The sequence below is a fragment of the Nonomuraea sp. N2-4H genome (genome assembly GCF_045291505.1).
In the GTDB taxonomy this organism is placed as follows: domain Bacteria; phylum Actinomycetota; class Actinomycetes; order Streptosporangiales; family Streptosporangiaceae; genus Nonomuraea; species Nonomuraea fastidiosa.
On the sequence record NZ_CP147987.1, the window covers coordinates 6,099,684 to 6,114,376 of the forward strand.

A 14,693-nucleotide genomic window follows, 5' to 3' on the forward strand; every position below is an offset into this window, starting at 1 on the left:
TTCCACTACAACGACAACTACTTCGCCGCCTGGATGTCGGCGGACAGACGGGTGTACTTGGTGGACGCCGGACCGAGGTCGATGATCGACTCACCGTCGAGCAGCTTGTCCGGCGTGATGCCGAGCAGCGAACCCTTCGGGATCTTCACCCGCTCCATAGCCGCCTTGTTGGGGACCTTGTAGTTGATGTTCTCGGCCGCCCAGCTGTGGATCTCGGGGCTCAGGATGTAGTTGATCAGGGCGTGCGCGGCCTCCTTGTTCTTGGAGGACTTCATGATCACCATGGTGTCCACCCAGAGGTCGCTGCCCTCCTTGGGGTTCGCGAACCCGATGTTGCCCTTGGGGTCGGTGGTCGGGCACCAGCCGTCCCACGCCTCCACCATCACGGCCTCGCCGCTCTGCAGGCGCTCACCGAACGTGGTGTCGTCGTAGGTGAGCAGGTGGGGCTTCTGCTCGAGCAGCAGCTTGCGGGCCTGCTCGATCTCCTCGTCCTTGTCGGTGTTGACCGAGAAGCCGAGCGCCTTGAGCGCGGGCAGGGCGAGCCAGCGCTCGGTGGTCATCATCGTGACCTTCTTGTCGGCCCAGGCCGGCGGCTTGAGGAGATCGTTCCAGCTGTCCGGGACCTTCTTCACGAGGTCCTTGCGGTAGCAGATGCCGGTCGTGCCCCAGGTGTAGGGCACGGAGTACTTGTTGCCCTTGTCATAGGACAGCTGCGTGGCCTCGGGGTAGAGGTTGGCCAAGTTGGGGATCAGCTCGGGGTGGATCGGCTCCAGCAGGCCCATGGCGTTGAGCGCCTGGGCGTACTGACCGGAGACGAACGCCACGTCGATGCCACTGTCGCCGGGGGCGGTGAGCTTGGTCATCGCGATCTCATTGGTGTCGTGCAAGGTGATGGTCATGTCCTTGACCTTGAGGGTCGCTTTGACCTTGTCGGCCAGCTCCTTAGGCAGGTAGCCATCCCACACCGTGACCTGCAACGACTGCTTCGTCAGGTCCGCGTTGGGCTTGAGCTCGGCCGCCGCCCCCGTCGTGTCCTGTGAACTTGACGAGGCCCCACCGCCGCACGCCGCGACGGCAAGCGCGAGGCCGACCACCGCGATGGTGGCCGGGAAACGACGGGTGAACCGGGAACGGGACACGGCCGCTACTCCTTCTGAAATTGAGATGTAAGAGGGGTCGCGCGACCTTACCGGACACAGCAGACCAGAGCAGGAGTGTTGCAGCAGAAATCAACATGAGCAAGACTTTTGATGACATTGCTACCTGGAAGTTTGGTCCACGAGTTGAATTGGGATTCAATACGCCGCCGGGTGCTCTCTCTGGGTGAGAGACCGCTCACCCCGCGAGATCGCGGGCTCAGCGCCGCGCTCGTGGCGTGCCTCGGGGAGGAGGCACCGGCACCTCTGTCCGTACGGCGATTTCTGCCGTTGCCCACCTTCTCGTACGGGCTTGGAGATCTCCACACTGGGGTCCCAGGTGAGCGCGACTTCGGAGCTCACGTGGACCAGACGAACTACTCGGTGGTGGTGGACGAGCGGGTCGTCGTGAAGTGGCTCACCCCGCCCGCGCCCCTCCCCCATCCCACCCCTGACATCCTCGCCCACCTCGTTGAGGCTGGATTCAAGGACACCGCTCCTCCTTACGCCGTCCTGACCGGCGTGGTAGAGGGCAGGGAACACCTCCTAGCGCTGGTCACCGGTTACCTTCCGGATGCCAGGGACGGCTGGGAGTGGTGCGTGGACGACGCCGTCGCCGGCTCCACGGCGTTCGCGACCGAACTCGGCCGCCTCGCCGCCGACCTCCACCTCGCGCTGTCCACCCTCCCCCACCCTGCGCAATCCGCGCCCCCGCCGTCCGCAGGCCCCGCGCTCCCGGGCGGCCCCGCCGCCTCCCCCACCTCCTCGGACTCGGGGCGGACGCCCGCAGAGGCGCGCGCGGCAGGAGACGCGGCGGCCGCCACGACGGCGCCCGCGGAACGAGCCGAGGACACGCGCCCGGAGCAGGCGTTCGCGGAGCGGGCGGAGGAAGCGCTGGGTGAGGCGCTGGCGGTGACCGAGGGCGAGGACGGCGCGTGGCTCGCCGGACGGGCCGACGCCATGCGCAGGGAGCTGGCCTCGCTGGCCGCACCCATGACCACGCCGCTGATCAGGATCCACGGTGACCTGCACGTCGGCCAGATACTCAAGTGGCGCGACGGCTACGCGGTGATCGACTTCGACGGCAACCCCACGGTCACCGACGCCGACCCACGCCAGCCGGCCGCCCGTGACGTGGCCCAGCTCACCACCAGCCTCGAACACGTGGCCCAGGTGGCGATCAAGCGGCGCGGCACCCCGCCGGACCGGGCCGCCGCCTGGGCGCGAGAGGCCCGCGCCGCCCTGCTCGCCGCCTACCGCGCCCGCCTGGCCGAGCGGCACCGGAGCGATCTGCTGGATGAGCGGCTGATCCGCCCGTTCGAGGTGGAGCAGGAGTGCCGCGAGCTGATCTACGCCGCCCGCCACCTGCCCCGCTGGCGCTACGCCCCGATGGGCGTCCTGCGCACCTGGTACCCCGAGGAAACCCCTGCGCCGGACGCCGGCGCTCCGCCGGCAGACGCCGCCCCGCACCCTACGGACACCCCCGCACCGCACCCCGCCGGCACCCCTGCGGGAGACGGCGCCCCGCACCCCACGGACACCCCCGCACCGCACCTCACCGGCGCCCCTGCGGGGGATGTCGCCCAGTTCCCCACGGAGACCCCTGGGGAGGAGCCCGCGCCGCGGGCCGCAGACGACCCTTCGCGGCACTGCGCGGAGAAACCTGAGGAGAACATCGCGTGAAATCCGAGCTTTACCTGTCCGACCTGGAGAGCAAGCCGGAGGCGCTCGCCGGCCTGGCCGCCGCGCTGCGGGCGGGCGACCCCTTCGACGGGCTGCCGGAGGACGTCGACCGGGTGCTGTTCCTCGGCATGGGCAGCTCCCGCTACGCGGCGGGGGTGGCGGCCCGCAGGCTGCGCGCCGCCGGGGTCGCCGCCGTCGCCGAGTACGCCTCGGCCGCCGCCGCGTTCCCGCCCGCCCCGGGCACCCTGGTGGTGCCGATCTCGGCGACCGGCGGCAGCCGCGAGACGCTCGACGCGGTGGAGGCGTACCAGGGCGGGCCCTCGTTCGTGGCTGCGCTCACCAACCGCCCGGACGCCGCGCTCGCGAAGGCCGCCGACCTGGTGGTGGAGATGCGGGCGGGCGAGGAACGCGGCGGTGTCGCCTGCCGGACGTTCCAGCACACGCTGGCCCTGCTGCTCGCCCTGGAGAGCCGGCTCACCGGCCGCACCCGGGACCTGCCCGCGCTCGTCGAGCGGGCCGCAGAGGCCACCGCCGACCTGCTGGAGCGCAGGGACGAGTGGCTGCCGCTGACATTGGAGCTGCTGGACGGCCCGCACGGCGTCTACACGATCGCCCCCGCCGAGCGCCTGTCGTCGGCGGAGCAGTCGGCGCTGATGCTGCGGGAGGGCCCGCGCCGCCCGGCCGACGCCTGCGAGAGCGGCGACTGGTCGCACGTGGACGTCTACCTCACCAAGACCCTCGACTACCGCGCGCTGCTCTTCCCCGGCTCCCGCTACGACGAGCAGGCCATGGACTGGGTACGGCAGCGCGGCTCCACAGTGGTGACCGTGGGCGGCGAGGTGAAGGACGCCGCCGCGGCGGTCCGCTACGTGCACGACGACGACCCCGACGTGGCCCTGCTCACCGAGACGCTGGTGGCCGAGCTGGTGGCGGCCTACTGGTGGTCGGCCCAGGAGGACGGCTGATCAGTGCGCGCGTACAGTAAGCGCGTGCTCGACCAGCGCGATCAGGGTGTTCTTGACCGCCTCCCTGGCCCGCGCGTCCGTGCGCACGATCGGCACGTGGGCGGAGATCGTCAGCGCCTCCCGCACCTCGTGCTCGTTGTGCGGGAACTGGCCGTCCCAGCCGTTCAACCCGATGATGAACGGGATGCCGGAGTTCTCGAAGTAATCGACGGCGGGGAAGCTGTCGGCCAGCCGCCGCGAGTCGACCAGCACCACCGCCCCGATCGCGCCGCGCACCAGGTCGTCCCACATGAACCAGAACCGGTGCTGGCCCGGCGTGCCGAACAGGTAGAGGATCAGGTCGTCGGAGAGCGAGAGCCGGCCGAAGTCCAGCGCCACGGTGGTGGTGCTCTTGCCCGGCGTGTGGCCGAGGTCGTCGATGCCGGTCGAGGCGTCGGTCATCACCGCCTCGGTGGTGAGGGGCATGATCTCCGACACCGCGCCGACGAAGGTGGTCTTGCCCACGCCGAAGCCGCCGGCGACAACGATCTTCGTCGAGGTGAGCCCGGGGTTAGAGCCTGCGAAGTCCACTGAGAACCCTTTCGAGCAGGCCTCTGTCGGGCAGGCCCGCCTCAAGCTGCGGCTGGTACACCCTGACCAGCCCGTCCGCCTCCATGTCGGCGACCAGCACCCGTGCCACGCCGAGCGGCACGCTGAGCAGCGCCGAGATCTCCGCCACCGAGCGTACCTGGCGGCACAGCTCGCTGATCGCCCGGTACTCGCGTGTGTACGTCGTGCCGAGCTGAGCCGAGGTGGCCGATGACACCAGGGCCTCCATGGCGAGGTTCGTCCGCGGCGCCGTACGTCCGCCGGTGACGGCGTACATGCGGACGAGCGAGCTGCGCTCCGGCTCCTCTTCCTGGTCGTGCCACGATGCCAAGGTTCACTCCCATCACCAGGGGCGCACGGAGGACAACTCCGCTCGCACGGCAGGAGTGAGCACCTGCCCCGCGCGCTCGACCAGGATCGTCATCTGGTAGGCGACCAGGCCCATGTCGCAGTCGGGCGCGGCCAGCACCGCGAGGCAGGATCCGTCGCTGATCGCCATCACCAGCAGCAGCCCGCGCTGCATCTCCACGAGGGTCTGGGTGACCTCGCCACCGCCGAACACCCGTGCCGAGCCCTGCGTCAGGCTCACCAGGCCGGCCGCGATGGCGGCGAGCTGGTCGGCGCGCTCCTGGGGGAAGCCGCGGGAGTAGGCCATCGGCAGCCCGTCGGCGGAGACCACCACCGCGTGCGCCACGCCCGGGACCTCTTCGACGAAGCCGGTGACGAGCCAATTGACGTCTTTGGCGGCCTGGCTCAGCTCCTTCATGAGTCCTCCTCAAGCTCGGCGCGTCCTTTGCGTACACCCTGCTGGTAGCTGGCCAGCCGGCTGCGCAGCCGGTCGGGGGAGACCGGAGGAGCGGGAACGGGCGGAGGTTTCGGGTTCGCGGTCCCCGGTACCAGGTTCGCGCGCGGGGTTCGCTTCGGCAAGCCGGAGTTCGTGGTCCCGCTCTTGACCGGCTCGGCGGCGCCGGCGGCCTGCCGGCCCTGGTCGGCCGCGGACGGCCAGGACTGGTCTCGGTGGTCCGCGGTGGGGGCTGAGCGGCTGAACCAGCTGCTCACCTCGGTCACGGGCTCGGGCGCGTGGTCCTGCGCGGCGGGCTCGGGCCTGTGGGAGATGCCCAGCTCGGAGCTGGGCGCGGTCAGCGGGTCGGGCCGTGCGGGCGGCGGCTCGGGGGCCGCCTGCTCCATCGCGTGCGCCGGGGTGGGGGTGACGTCGAACCACGACGGCTCGGCCGCGCCCTGGCCCGCCGCGCCGTTGCGGAGCGCGAGCCCGTCGTACGACGGCGCCGCCCCTGTGTCTGACGAGGTGTCGAAGGACGGGTGTCCCCCGGTGAGCGACGGCAGCGACGTCAGGGACGGCGGGGACGGCGGGGACGGCGGGGCCGGGTACGCGGGGGCCGGGGCGGCCGCGTGCGCCGGCGTGTGCGGCTGCCGGGACGCCCGCTGCCGCTGGCCCGCGCCGGGCACCGGCCCCGGCACTCCGGTGAGGAGCACGGGCGGAACCAGCACCATGGCGGTCAGCCCGCCGGTGTCCTGCAGCCGGAGCTGCACCTTGATGTTGTGCCGCAGGGCCAGCCGGCCGACCACGAACAGGCCCATGCGCCGCGAGACGGACACGTCCACGACGGGCGGGTTGGCCAGCCGCCAGTTGGCCTCGGCCAGCTCCTCCTGCGTCATGCCGATGCCGTGGTCGGTGACCGACAGCAGCAGGCTGCCGCCGTCGATGCGGCTGCTGGAGATGATGACCTTGGTGTCACCGGGCGAGAAGGACACCGCGTTCTCGACCAGCTCGGCGAGCAGGTGCACGACGTCGGTGACGGCCTGTCCGGCGATGGCGACGTCCGACTGGACCTGGATGCTGACCCGGTCGTAGCTTTCGACCTCGCCCAGCGCGGCCCGGACGATGTCCATCAGCTCGACCGGCTCGCTCCACTTGCGCGCGGCCTCCTGACCGGCGAGGACCAGCAGGTTCTCGCTGTTGCGCCGCATGCGGGTGGCGAGGTGGTCGAGCTTGAACAGGTCGCCGAGCCTGGCGTCGTCGCGCTCGCCGCGCTCCAGCTTCTCGATGAGCGTGAGCTGCCGCTCGACCAGGGTCTGGCTGCGCCTGGAGAGGTTGACGAACATGGCGTTGACGTTCGAGCGCAGCTTGGCCTCGTCGCCGGCCAGGCGTACGGCCTCGCGATGCACCTCGTCGAAGGCCCGCGCGACCTCGCCCACCTCGTCCTTGGTGAAGATGCCGATGGGCGGCACCTCGACGTTGACCGCGCCGTCGCGGGACTCGCGCAGGTGCTGGACGAACTCGGGCAGCCGCCTGGCGATCTCCAGGGCCTCGCCGCGCAGCAGGCGCAGGGGGCGTACGAGGGATCTCGCCACGCCGGTCGTGATCAGCAGCACGGCCACGAGCAGGGCGAGCACGGCGATCGCGGTCACGACGGCGCGCTGCCGCTCGTCGGCGCTGAGTGCCTCGCTGCGCTGCACGATGCCCTGGGCCTGGCGCTGCTCGACCTTGCGCATGGAGTCGAGTACCACGCTCGACGCCTCGAACCACTCCCTGGCGTCGTCCTTCTTGGTCAGGTCGAGCCCGCGCAGCGGCAGCCCGGTGGTGGCCCTGATGAGTACCAGCTCGCGCAGGAAGAGCATGCGGTCGGCGGAGCGGCCGTTGACGGTCTCGTCGAAGAAGCGGCGCTCCTCCGCGGTGGCCTCGGCGGCGAAGTCCTTGCGCTCGCCCGCCTCCCTGGACTGCTCGCCGAGCAGCCGCTTGAGCGGCTCGGGCTCGAACGAGCCCTCGACCAGCGCCACGATGATGAGGGCCTGCTGGTACGACACGCTCTCCTTGGCCCTGGCCAGCCCGTCGAGCATGCGGGTCTGGCGGAACAGCTCGTCGTCCACGCTGCCCTTGACCAGCTCGTTGTGCACCGACAGCAGGCCGCCCACGATCACCGTGTAGAGCTCGACGGCCGGGCCGGGCAGCAGGTTGGCGTCCAGGGCCTGGCGGCGCAGCGAGGTGAGGTCGTTGAGCCGGTTGAGCAGGTTCTCCAGCTGGTCGGCGGTGCGTCCGGTGGAGTCGGGCAGCAGCTCCTGGGCGATGGCGCGCACCTGCTTGGCGGACAGGTCCACCTGCGCCATGTGGGACTGCACCTCGGCGAAGGCGTCGGCGGGCCGGTTGCGGGCGATGTACCAGGCGGTTCTGGCGCGCTCGGCGGAGACGAGGTGGGTGAACTCGCCGAGCTCGGCCGAGAGCCGGGCGAACTGGTTCGTCCGCGCGTAGTCGGAGGCGGCGGCGGCCGAGTTGAGCACCTGGATGCCGCCGAGCAGAACGGCGGCCGCGGTGGGCACCAAAATGAGCGCCACGAGCCGGGCGCGGACCCGCCAGTTGCGCAGCCGCCAGCCCTCAGTGGCCTGCTTGACGCCCACCTGTGTTGTCACCGAACGCACCTCGTCCGAATCGGCCTATATCGGGCCGTGTGCCCGGAGGAAATCAGCAAGTGCCGGGTTATTGGAACACATCACATGGCTTGTGGCCAAGCAAACATAACGCGACAAATGTTGGTTCACGTGACATATGAGGTTAGAACCTGGTGCTCCATGCGCGAAGCTGCCGCAGCACGAAATTAACCTTTAACAATGACAATGTCCACATATGGGCGATTCGCTCGTTCCAATCGCGTAACACCACCGGCGCACCCCGATCTCCGGAAGGTCACGCCATTGAGAAACGGGCTATTCACCACATATGTTGATCGACGTCAATCGAGGAGGCGCAGGTGGGAGATTCTCCCGGCAACGCGGCAATCACCGTTGCAGGCCTTTGGAAGATCTTCGGACCGAAGGCGCACAAGGTGCTGAACAGCGATGATCGGCATTTGGAACCGTCCGCGCTGAGGGAGAAGACCGGCTGCACCGCCGCCGTACGCGATGTGAGCTTCGAGGTGCGCCCCGGCGAGGTGTTCGTCGTCATGGGCCTGTCGGGCAGCGGGAAATCCACCCTCGTACGCTGCCTGACCAGGCTCATCGAACCCACCGCCGGCCAGGTGACGATCGCCGGCGAGGACATCGGTGCCGCCTCCCCCGCCCGATTGCGCGAGATCCGCCGCCACCAGGTGAGCATGGTCTTCCAGCATTTCGGCCTGCTGCCGCACCGCAGGGTCATCGACAACGTGGCGTACGGGCTGGAGATCCAGGGCACGCCCAAGGCGGCCAGGCACCAGCGAGCGGCCGAGATCCTCTCGCTCGTCGGCCTCGACGGCTACGCCGACTCCTACCCCGACCAGCTCTCCGGCGGCATGCAGCAGCGCGTCGGGCTGGCCAGGGCGCTGGCCGTCGAGCCCCAGGTGATGCTGTTCGACGAGCCGTTCAGCGCGCTCGACCCGCTGATCAGGCGCGACATGCAGGCCGAGGTGATCAGGCTGCACCGCGAGGTCGGCAAGACGATGGTCTTCATCACGCACGACCTGTCGGAGGCGCTGAAGCTGGGCGAGCGCATCGCGATCATGCGGGCGGGCTCGATCGTGCAGCTCGGCACGGCCGAGGAGCTCGTGGGCGCGCCGGCCGACGACTACGTGGCCGACTTCGTCCGCGACGTGCCGCGCAGCCACGTGCTGACGCTGCGCTGGATCTGCCGCGACCCCGCGCCCGGCGACCCGCTGGACGGTCCCGAGCTGCCCGTCACCACCGTCATCAAGGACGCCATCGCCGTCGCCTCCGGCTCGTCGCTGCCGATCAGGGTCGTGGACGGCGACGAGCTCGCAGGCGTGGTGGACCGGGACGACATACTGGCCTTCCTGGCCGGCCAGGAGACGGCCGTGAAGGCGACGGCATGAGCAGCACGGCCGTCGCCACGCCCTCCAGGCTCGGGCTGCCGAGGTGGGCGGCCCCCACGGGGGCGGCGGTGCTGTTCGTGGCGGCGTACCTGGTCTTCCGCGGCACGGGGACGCTGCCGCACGACAAGGAGGCGCCGCAGTTCCTCGCCGTCACCGAGCTGCGCGAGTGGATCGACGACCACCGCAACGAGAACCCGCTCTTTCTGTACTTCCTCAACTACATCCGGCTCTTCGTCGGCCAGCTCTACACGCTCTTCCAGACCGTCCTGTACGCGCTCGGCTGGCCCGGCATCACCGGCGTCATGGGCGCGCTGGCCTGGCTGGCGGGCGGCTGGCGGATCGCGCTGCTCGCGGTCGGCGGCGTGAGCGCGTTCGGGGTGCTGGGCCTGTGGGAGTCGAGCGTGGACACGCTGGCCCTGGTCGGGGTGGCGGTGCTGCTGTCGCTGGCGATCGGCGTGCCGGTGGGCGTGTGGGCGGGGCTGTCGGCGCGCACGCGGCGGGCGATCACGCCCGTGCTCGACGTCATGCAGATCATGCCGACGTTCGCCTATCTCGCGCCGCTTGCGCTGTTCTTCCACATCGGCGCGCCGGCCGGGGCCATCGCCACCATGATCTACGCGATCCCGCCCGCCATCCGCATCACCGCACTGGCGATCTCGTCGGTCTCCCCCACGGCGGTGGAGGCGTCCACCTCGCTGGGCGCGACCAGGTGGCAGACGCTGTTCAAGGTCTACCTGCCGCTGGCCAGGTCGACGATGGCACTGGGCGTCAACCAGACCATCATGATGGCGCTGTCAATGGTGGTCATCGCCAACCTGATCTCGGCCCCCGGCCTGGGCGGCGACATCATCCGCGGCCTGTCGCGGGCGCAGGTCGGCATCATGCTCCCGGCCGGCGTGGCCATCGTGGTCATGGCGGTGGTGCTGGACCGGATGATGATGGCGGTCGCCCGCCGCGACGCCCACGCCAGGATCGGCAGGACCGGCCTCATCGGCGCGGGGGTGCTGGGCGCCGCCGGGCTCGCGCTCATCCCCGTGCTGCCGCCCGTCTGGCCGGAGAGCCTCACGATCGACGTCGTCGCCGAGGTCAACGCGGCCGTGCGCTGGGCCGAGACGAGCTGGTACCCGGTCACCACGTTCATCAAGGACGTCACCTCGCACGCGCTGCTCAACCCGCTGGAGTCACTGCTGACCAGCGCCCCGTGGTGGCTGGTCGCGCTCGCGGTGCTGGGCCTGGCCTGGCGGGTGAGCGGCCCGCGTCCCGCGCTGGTGGCGCTGGCCTGCCTGCTCGGCATCGCGCTGCTCGGCGTGTGGGAGCACGCCATGCAGACGATGACCACGGTCGCCGTCGCGGTGCTGGTGACGCTGCTCATCGGCCTGGTGCTGGGCGTGGCGGCGGCCCGCTCGCCGCGTTATTCGGCCGTCCAGCGCCCGCTGCTCGACGCCGCGCAGACCATGCCCGCGTTCGTGTACCTGCTGCCGGCGCTCGCGCTCTTCGGCACCACCAGGTTCACCGCGATCTTCGCTTCCATCATCTACGCGGTGCCGCCGGTGGTGCGCCTGGTCGAAGACGGCATCAAGAACGTGCCCGCCACCGCCGTCGAGGCCGCCACCTCGGCCGGCTCCACCTCGGGGCAGCTGCTGTGGAAGGTGCAGCTCCCGATGGCCAGGCGGGCCATCCTGCTCGCCGCCAACCAGGGCATCGTGCTGACCCTCGCCATGGTCGTCGTGGGCGGCCTGGTCGGGGCCGGAGCCCTCGGCTACGACGTGGTCGCCGGATTCTCCCAGCGGCCCGACTTCGGCATGGGCTTCGTGGCCGGCGTCGCCACCGTGCTCCTCGGCGTCATGCTCGACCGCATCACGCAGGGCGCCGACACCAGGCGCCCGTCCCCCGAAAGAGGAAGTTCACATGAAGATTCGCCTGCTCGCAGGCCTGCTCACCTTAGGGCTCGTCGCCGGTTGCGGCGGGGCGACCGTGGAGACCTCACCCAGCTCCTCGGCGCCCGCGTCCGGTTCCTCCGCCGGGTCCGCCGGGACCGTGAAGATCGCCATCAACCCCTGGGTCGGGTACGAGGCCAGCGCCAACGTCGTGGCGTACCTGCTCAAGCACGAGCTCAACTACAACGTGGAGCTGCCGGAGATCAAGGAGCAGCTCGCCTGGGAGGGCTTCGAGACCGGCGATGTGGACGTCATCATCGAGAACTGGGGCCACCCCGACCTGAAGAAACAGTTCATCGAGGAGAAGAAGGTCGCCCAGGAGGCCGGCTCCACCGGCAACAAGGGCGTCATCGGCTGGTACATCCCCAAGTGGATGGCCGACGAGTACCCCGACATCACCGACTACAAGAACCTCAACAAGTACGCCGACCTGTTCAAGACCTCCGAGTCGGGCGGCAAGGGCCAGCTGCTGTTCGGCGACCCCTCGTACGTCAGCAACGAGGAGGCCCTGATCAAGAACCTCAAGCTCAACTACAAGGTCGTGGTCGGCGGCAGCGAGGCGGCCCTGATCAAGAGCGCCCAGCAGGCGCAGGAGCAGAAGAAGCCGCTGCTGTTCTACTTCTGGGACCCGCACTGGCTGTTCAGCAAGACCGAGCTGGTGCGCGTGAAGCTGCCTCCGTACACCGAGGGCTGCGACGCCGACCCGAAGAAGGTGGCCTGTGACTACCCGGAGATGGACCTCGACAAGATCGTCAGCACGAAGTTCGCGCAGACCGGCGGCAAGGCGTACGAGCTGATCAAGAACTTCAACTGGACCAACGAGGACCAGAACGCCGTGGCCGACGACATGACCAACGGCGGCATGACCGGGGAGGAGGCCGCCAAGAAGTGGATCGAGGCCAACCCGGACAAGTGGCAGGCCTGGATCCCCCAGTGACCCCGTCCTGAACCCCCATGACCGCGCGCCCGTCCCCGGCGGGGCGCGGTCACCGGAGACCTCTCATGATCCGAATGAAGACGCTGGCCGGCCCGCTCGCCGCGCTCCTGCTGCTCGCCGCCTGCTCCGGCGGCGAGCCCGAGACCACGGCGAAGGCCAAGGGGACCGTGAACATCGACATCCACGGCTGGGTGGGGTACGAGGCCCAGGCCGCCGTGCTGGCGTACCTGCTCGAACACGAGCTGGGCTACCAGGTGAACAAGCGGCCCGCGAAAGAGGACCAGTCCTGGCGGGATTTCGAGTCGGGCAAGGTCGATGTGATCGTGGAAAGCTGGGGTCACAACGACCTGAAGAAGGAGTACATCGAGGAGAAGAAGGTCGCGCTGTCGGCGGGGCTGACGGGCAACAAAGGCGTCATCGGGTGGTACGTGCCCGAGTGGATGGCCAAGAAGTATCCCGACATTACGGACTACCGAAACCTCAATAAGTACGCACATCTCTTCCGGACCGAAAAAACCGGAAATGCCGGACAGGTGCTTGACGGGGATCCGACATTCGTCACCAACGACGAGGCTCTCGTCAAGAACCTCGGGCTCAATTACAAGGTCGTCTACTCCGGCAGCGAGGCCGCGCTCATCAAAGCGGCCCAAGCGGCGACGAAGAATCGGACGCCGCTGCTGATGTATTTCTACGAACCGCAATGGCTCTTCAGCAAGATCAAACTCGTCAAGGTCGCGCTGCCGCCGTACGCGGTGGGCTGTGACAGCGACCCGGCGAAGGTCGCCTGCGACTACCCGCCGTACCTGCTCGACAAGATCGTCAGCCGGCGGTTCGCCGAGACGGGCGGGCAGGCGTATGAGCTGGTCCGCAACTTCACCTGGACCAACGACGACCAGAACGCCGTGGCGAGCTACATGATCAACGAGCGGATGTCCGCAGAAGAGGCCGCCGAGCGGTGGGTGCGAGAGAACAAGATCGTGTGGAAGGACTGGATCCCCCGTTGAGGTTCGACTTCGTCATCGTGGGCGGCGGCTCGGCCGGATGCGCCCTGGCCAACCGGCTCAGCGCCGACCCCTCGACCTCGGTACTGGTGCTGGAGGCCGGGCGGCCCGACTACCTGTGGGACGTCTTCATCCACATGCCGGCCGCCCTGATGTTCCCCATCGGCAACCGCTTCTACGACTGGCAGTACGAGTCCGAGCCGGAGCCGTACATGAACGGCCGGCGCATCTACCACGCCCGCGGCAAGGTGCTGGGCGGCTCCAGCAGCATCAACGGCATGATCTTCCAGCGCGGCAACCCGCTCGACTACGAGCGCTGGGCCTCCGATCCCGGCATGAAGAGCTGGGACTACGCTCACTGCCTGCCGTACTTCAAGCGCATGGAGAACTGCCTGGCCGACCCGGGCAGCGACTTCCGCGGCGACAGCGGGCCGCTCAAGCTCGAACGCGGACCGGCGCGCGGCCCGCTGTTCGAGGCGTTCTTCGAGGCCGTGCAGCAGGCGGGGCACCGGCTGACCGACGACGTCAACGGCTACCGCCAGGAGGGCTTCGCCGCCTTCGACCGCACCATCCACCGCGGCCGGAGGCTCAGCGCCGCCCGCGCGTACCTGCACCCCGTGCGCAAGCGCAGGAACCTGACCGTCAGGACCCGCGCCTTCGTGGAGAAGGTGCTCTTCGACGGCACGCGCGCGACCGGCGTCATGTGCAACGGCGAGCGCATCGAGGCCGGGGAGGTCATCCTCTGCGGCGGCGCCATCAACACCCCGCAGCTCCTCCAGGTGTCCGGGGTGGGGCCGCGCTCGCTGCTCGAACCGCTCGGCGTCAAGGTCGTGCACGACCTGCCGGGCGTCGGCGAGAACCTCCAGGACCACCTGGAGGTCTACGTCCAGCACGCCTGCACCAAGCCCGTCTCCCAGCAGCCCTCGCTGGCGCTGTGGCGGCGGCCGTTCATCGGCGCGAGCTGGCTCTTCCTGCGCGGCGGCCCCGGCGCCACCAACCACTTCGAGGCCGGGGGCTTCATCCGCTCCAACGACGACGTGGCCTACCCCAACCTGATGTTCCACTTCCTGCCCATCGCCGTCCGCTACGATGGCTCGGCCCCGGCGAGCGGGCACGGCTACCAGGTGCACATCGGGCCGATGTACTCCGACGCCCGCGGCTCGGTCCGCATCACCTCCGGCGACCCCCGGCGCAAGCCCGCGCTGCGCTTCAACTACCTGTCGACCGAGCAGGACCGCAGGGAGTGGGTGGAGGCGATCAGGCACGCCAGGCACATCCTGTCGCAGCCCGCCTGGGCCGACCTGGACGGCGGCGAGATCTCCCCGGCCCGCAGGTGCAGACCGACGAGGAGATCCTCGACTGGGTCGCCAAGGACGGCGAGACGGCCCTGCACCCGTCGTGCACCTGCAAGATGGGCACCGGCGAGATGTCGGTGGTGGACCCCGACACCATGCGCGTGCACGGCCTCGACGGGCTGCGCGTGGTGGACGCATCGGCCATGCCGTACGTCACCAACGGCAACATCTACGCCCCCGTGATGATGCTGGCCGAGAAGTCCGCCGACCTCATCCTGGGCAACACCCCGCTGCCGCCGGAGCCGGTCGAGTTCTACCGCGCCTCCTGAGC

At 69.6% G+C, this 14,693-nt stretch carries 12 protein-coding genes and 1 pseudogene; 8 read left to right on the plus strand and 5 right to left on the minus strand.

The genetic code is table 11. The features are described from left to right. Positions 1 to 17 precede the first annotated feature (17 nt). Positions 18 to 1,139 (minus strand): spermidine/putrescine ABC transporter substrate-binding protein, encoded by a 1,122-nt coding sequence (locus WBK31_RS27900; RefSeq protein WP_364061304.1) that lies wholly within the window; start codon positions 1,137 to 1,139, stop codon positions 18 to 20. Positions 1,140 to 1,499: 360 nt separating this feature from the next. Between WBK31_RS27900 and WBK31_RS27905 the strand changes: the two genes are divergently transcribed. Together WBK31_RS27905 and WBK31_RS27910 are read left to right on the plus strand one after the other, a co-directional pair. Continuing rightward, positions 1,500 to 2,819 (plus strand): hypothetical protein, encoded by a 1,320-nt coding sequence (locus tag WBK31_RS27905; protein ID WP_406673427.1) that lies wholly within the window; start codon positions 1,500 to 1,502, stop codon positions 2,817 to 2,819. Then, positions 2,816 to 3,784: an SIS domain-containing protein gene (locus tag WBK31_RS27910; RefSeq protein WP_364061298.1), complete on the plus strand. Its 969-nt coding sequence runs from the start codon at positions 2,816 to 2,818 to the stop codon at positions 3,782 to 3,784. Before WBK31_RS27905 ends, WBK31_RS27910 begins: the two co-directional genes overlap by 4 nt. Here WBK31_RS27910 and WBK31_RS27915 read toward each other — a convergent pair whose 3' ends face one another. From WBK31_RS27915 to WBK31_RS27930, 4 genes are all read right to left on the minus strand, one after another. Further along, positions 3,785 to 4,354, minus strand: a complete 570-nt coding sequence (locus WBK31_RS27915) for a GTP-binding protein (RefSeq protein WP_406673428.1) — start codon at positions 4,352 to 4,354, stop codon at positions 3,785 to 3,787. Continuing rightward, positions 4,335 to 4,649 (minus strand): DUF742 domain-containing protein, encoded by a 315-nt coding sequence (locus WBK31_RS27920; RefSeq protein ID WP_364061397.1) that lies wholly within the window; start codon positions 4,647 to 4,649, stop codon positions 4,335 to 4,337. Before WBK31_RS27920 ends, WBK31_RS27915 begins: the two co-directional genes overlap by 20 nt. A 66-nt stretch (positions 4,650 to 4,715) precedes the next feature. Beyond that, complete coding sequence (locus tag WBK31_RS27925; protein ID WP_364061292.1) at positions 4,716 to 5,138, minus strand: roadblock/LC7 domain-containing protein; 423 nt, start codon at positions 5,136 to 5,138, stop codon at positions 4,716 to 4,718. Then, a complete protein-coding gene (locus tag WBK31_RS27930; RefSeq protein ID WP_406673429.1) occupies positions 5,135 to 7,798 on the minus strand; it encodes a nitrate- and nitrite sensing domain-containing protein in 2,664 nt (887 codons plus the stop codon). Before WBK31_RS27930 ends, WBK31_RS27925 begins: the two co-directional genes overlap by 4 nt. 365 nt (positions 7,799 to 8,163) lie before the next feature. Between WBK31_RS27930 and WBK31_RS27935 the strand changes: the two genes are divergently transcribed. The 6 genes and pseudogenes from WBK31_RS27935 (at position 8,164) to WBK31_RS27960 (ending at position 14,691) form a co-directional block, all read left to right on the plus strand. Continuing rightward, on the plus strand, positions 8,164 to 9,192 hold the full coding sequence (locus WBK31_RS27935) for a glycine betaine/L-proline ABC transporter ATP-binding protein (RefSeq protein ID WP_378790193.1): 1,029 nt from the start codon (positions 8,164 to 8,166) through the stop codon (positions 9,190 to 9,192). A gap of 302 nt (positions 9,193 to 9,494) precedes the next feature. Further along, positions 9,495 to 11,045 (plus strand): annotated as a pseudogene (locus WBK31_RS27940) (ABC transporter permease); the annotation flags it as partial. A gap of 55 nt (positions 11,046 to 11,100) precedes the next feature. Continuing rightward, a complete protein-coding gene (locus WBK31_RS27945; RefSeq protein ID WP_406673430.1) occupies positions 11,101 to 12,066 on the plus strand; it encodes an ABC transporter substrate-binding protein in 966 nt (321 codons plus the stop codon). Between the two features lie 65 nt (positions 12,067 to 12,131). After that, positions 12,132 to 13,070, plus strand: coding sequence for an ABC transporter substrate-binding protein (locus tag WBK31_RS27950; protein ID WP_378786831.1), 939 nt, complete (start codon positions 12,132 to 12,134; stop codon positions 13,068 to 13,070). Further along, complete coding sequence (locus tag WBK31_RS27955; protein WP_406673431.1) at positions 13,067 to 14,605, plus strand: choline dehydrogenase; 1,539 nt, start codon at positions 13,067 to 13,069, stop codon at positions 14,603 to 14,605. Before WBK31_RS27950 ends, WBK31_RS27955 begins: the two co-directional genes overlap by 4 nt. Next, positions 14,566 to 14,691, plus strand: coding sequence for a hypothetical protein (locus WBK31_RS27960; protein ID WP_406673432.1), 126 nt, complete (start codon positions 14,566 to 14,568; stop codon positions 14,689 to 14,691). The genes WBK31_RS27955 and WBK31_RS27960 overlap by 40 nt, the downstream gene beginning before the upstream one ends. The last annotated feature ends 2 nt before the right edge of the window (positions 14,692 to 14,693 follow it).

Coding starts and splice junctions, on each gene's coding strand:
- WBK31_RS27920 (WP_364061397.1), bottom strand. CDS start 4,649: ATGTACGCCGTCACCGGCGGACGTACGGCGCCGCGGACGAACCTCGCC.
- WBK31_RS27925 (WP_364061292.1), bottom strand. CDS start 5,138: ATGAAGGAGCTGAGCCAGGCCGCCAAAGACGTCAATTGGCTCGTCACC.
- WBK31_RS27945 (WP_406673430.1), top strand. CDS start 11,101: ATGAAGATTCGCCTGCTCGCAGGCCTGCTCACCTTAGGGCTCGTCGCC.
- WBK31_RS27950 (WP_378786831.1), top strand. CDS start 12,132: ATGATCCGAATGAAGACGCTGGCCGGCCCGCTCGCCGCGCTCCTGCTG.
- WBK31_RS27960 (WP_406673432.1), top strand. CDS start 14,566: ATGCCGTACGTCACCAACGGCAACATCTACGCCCCCGTGATGATGCTG.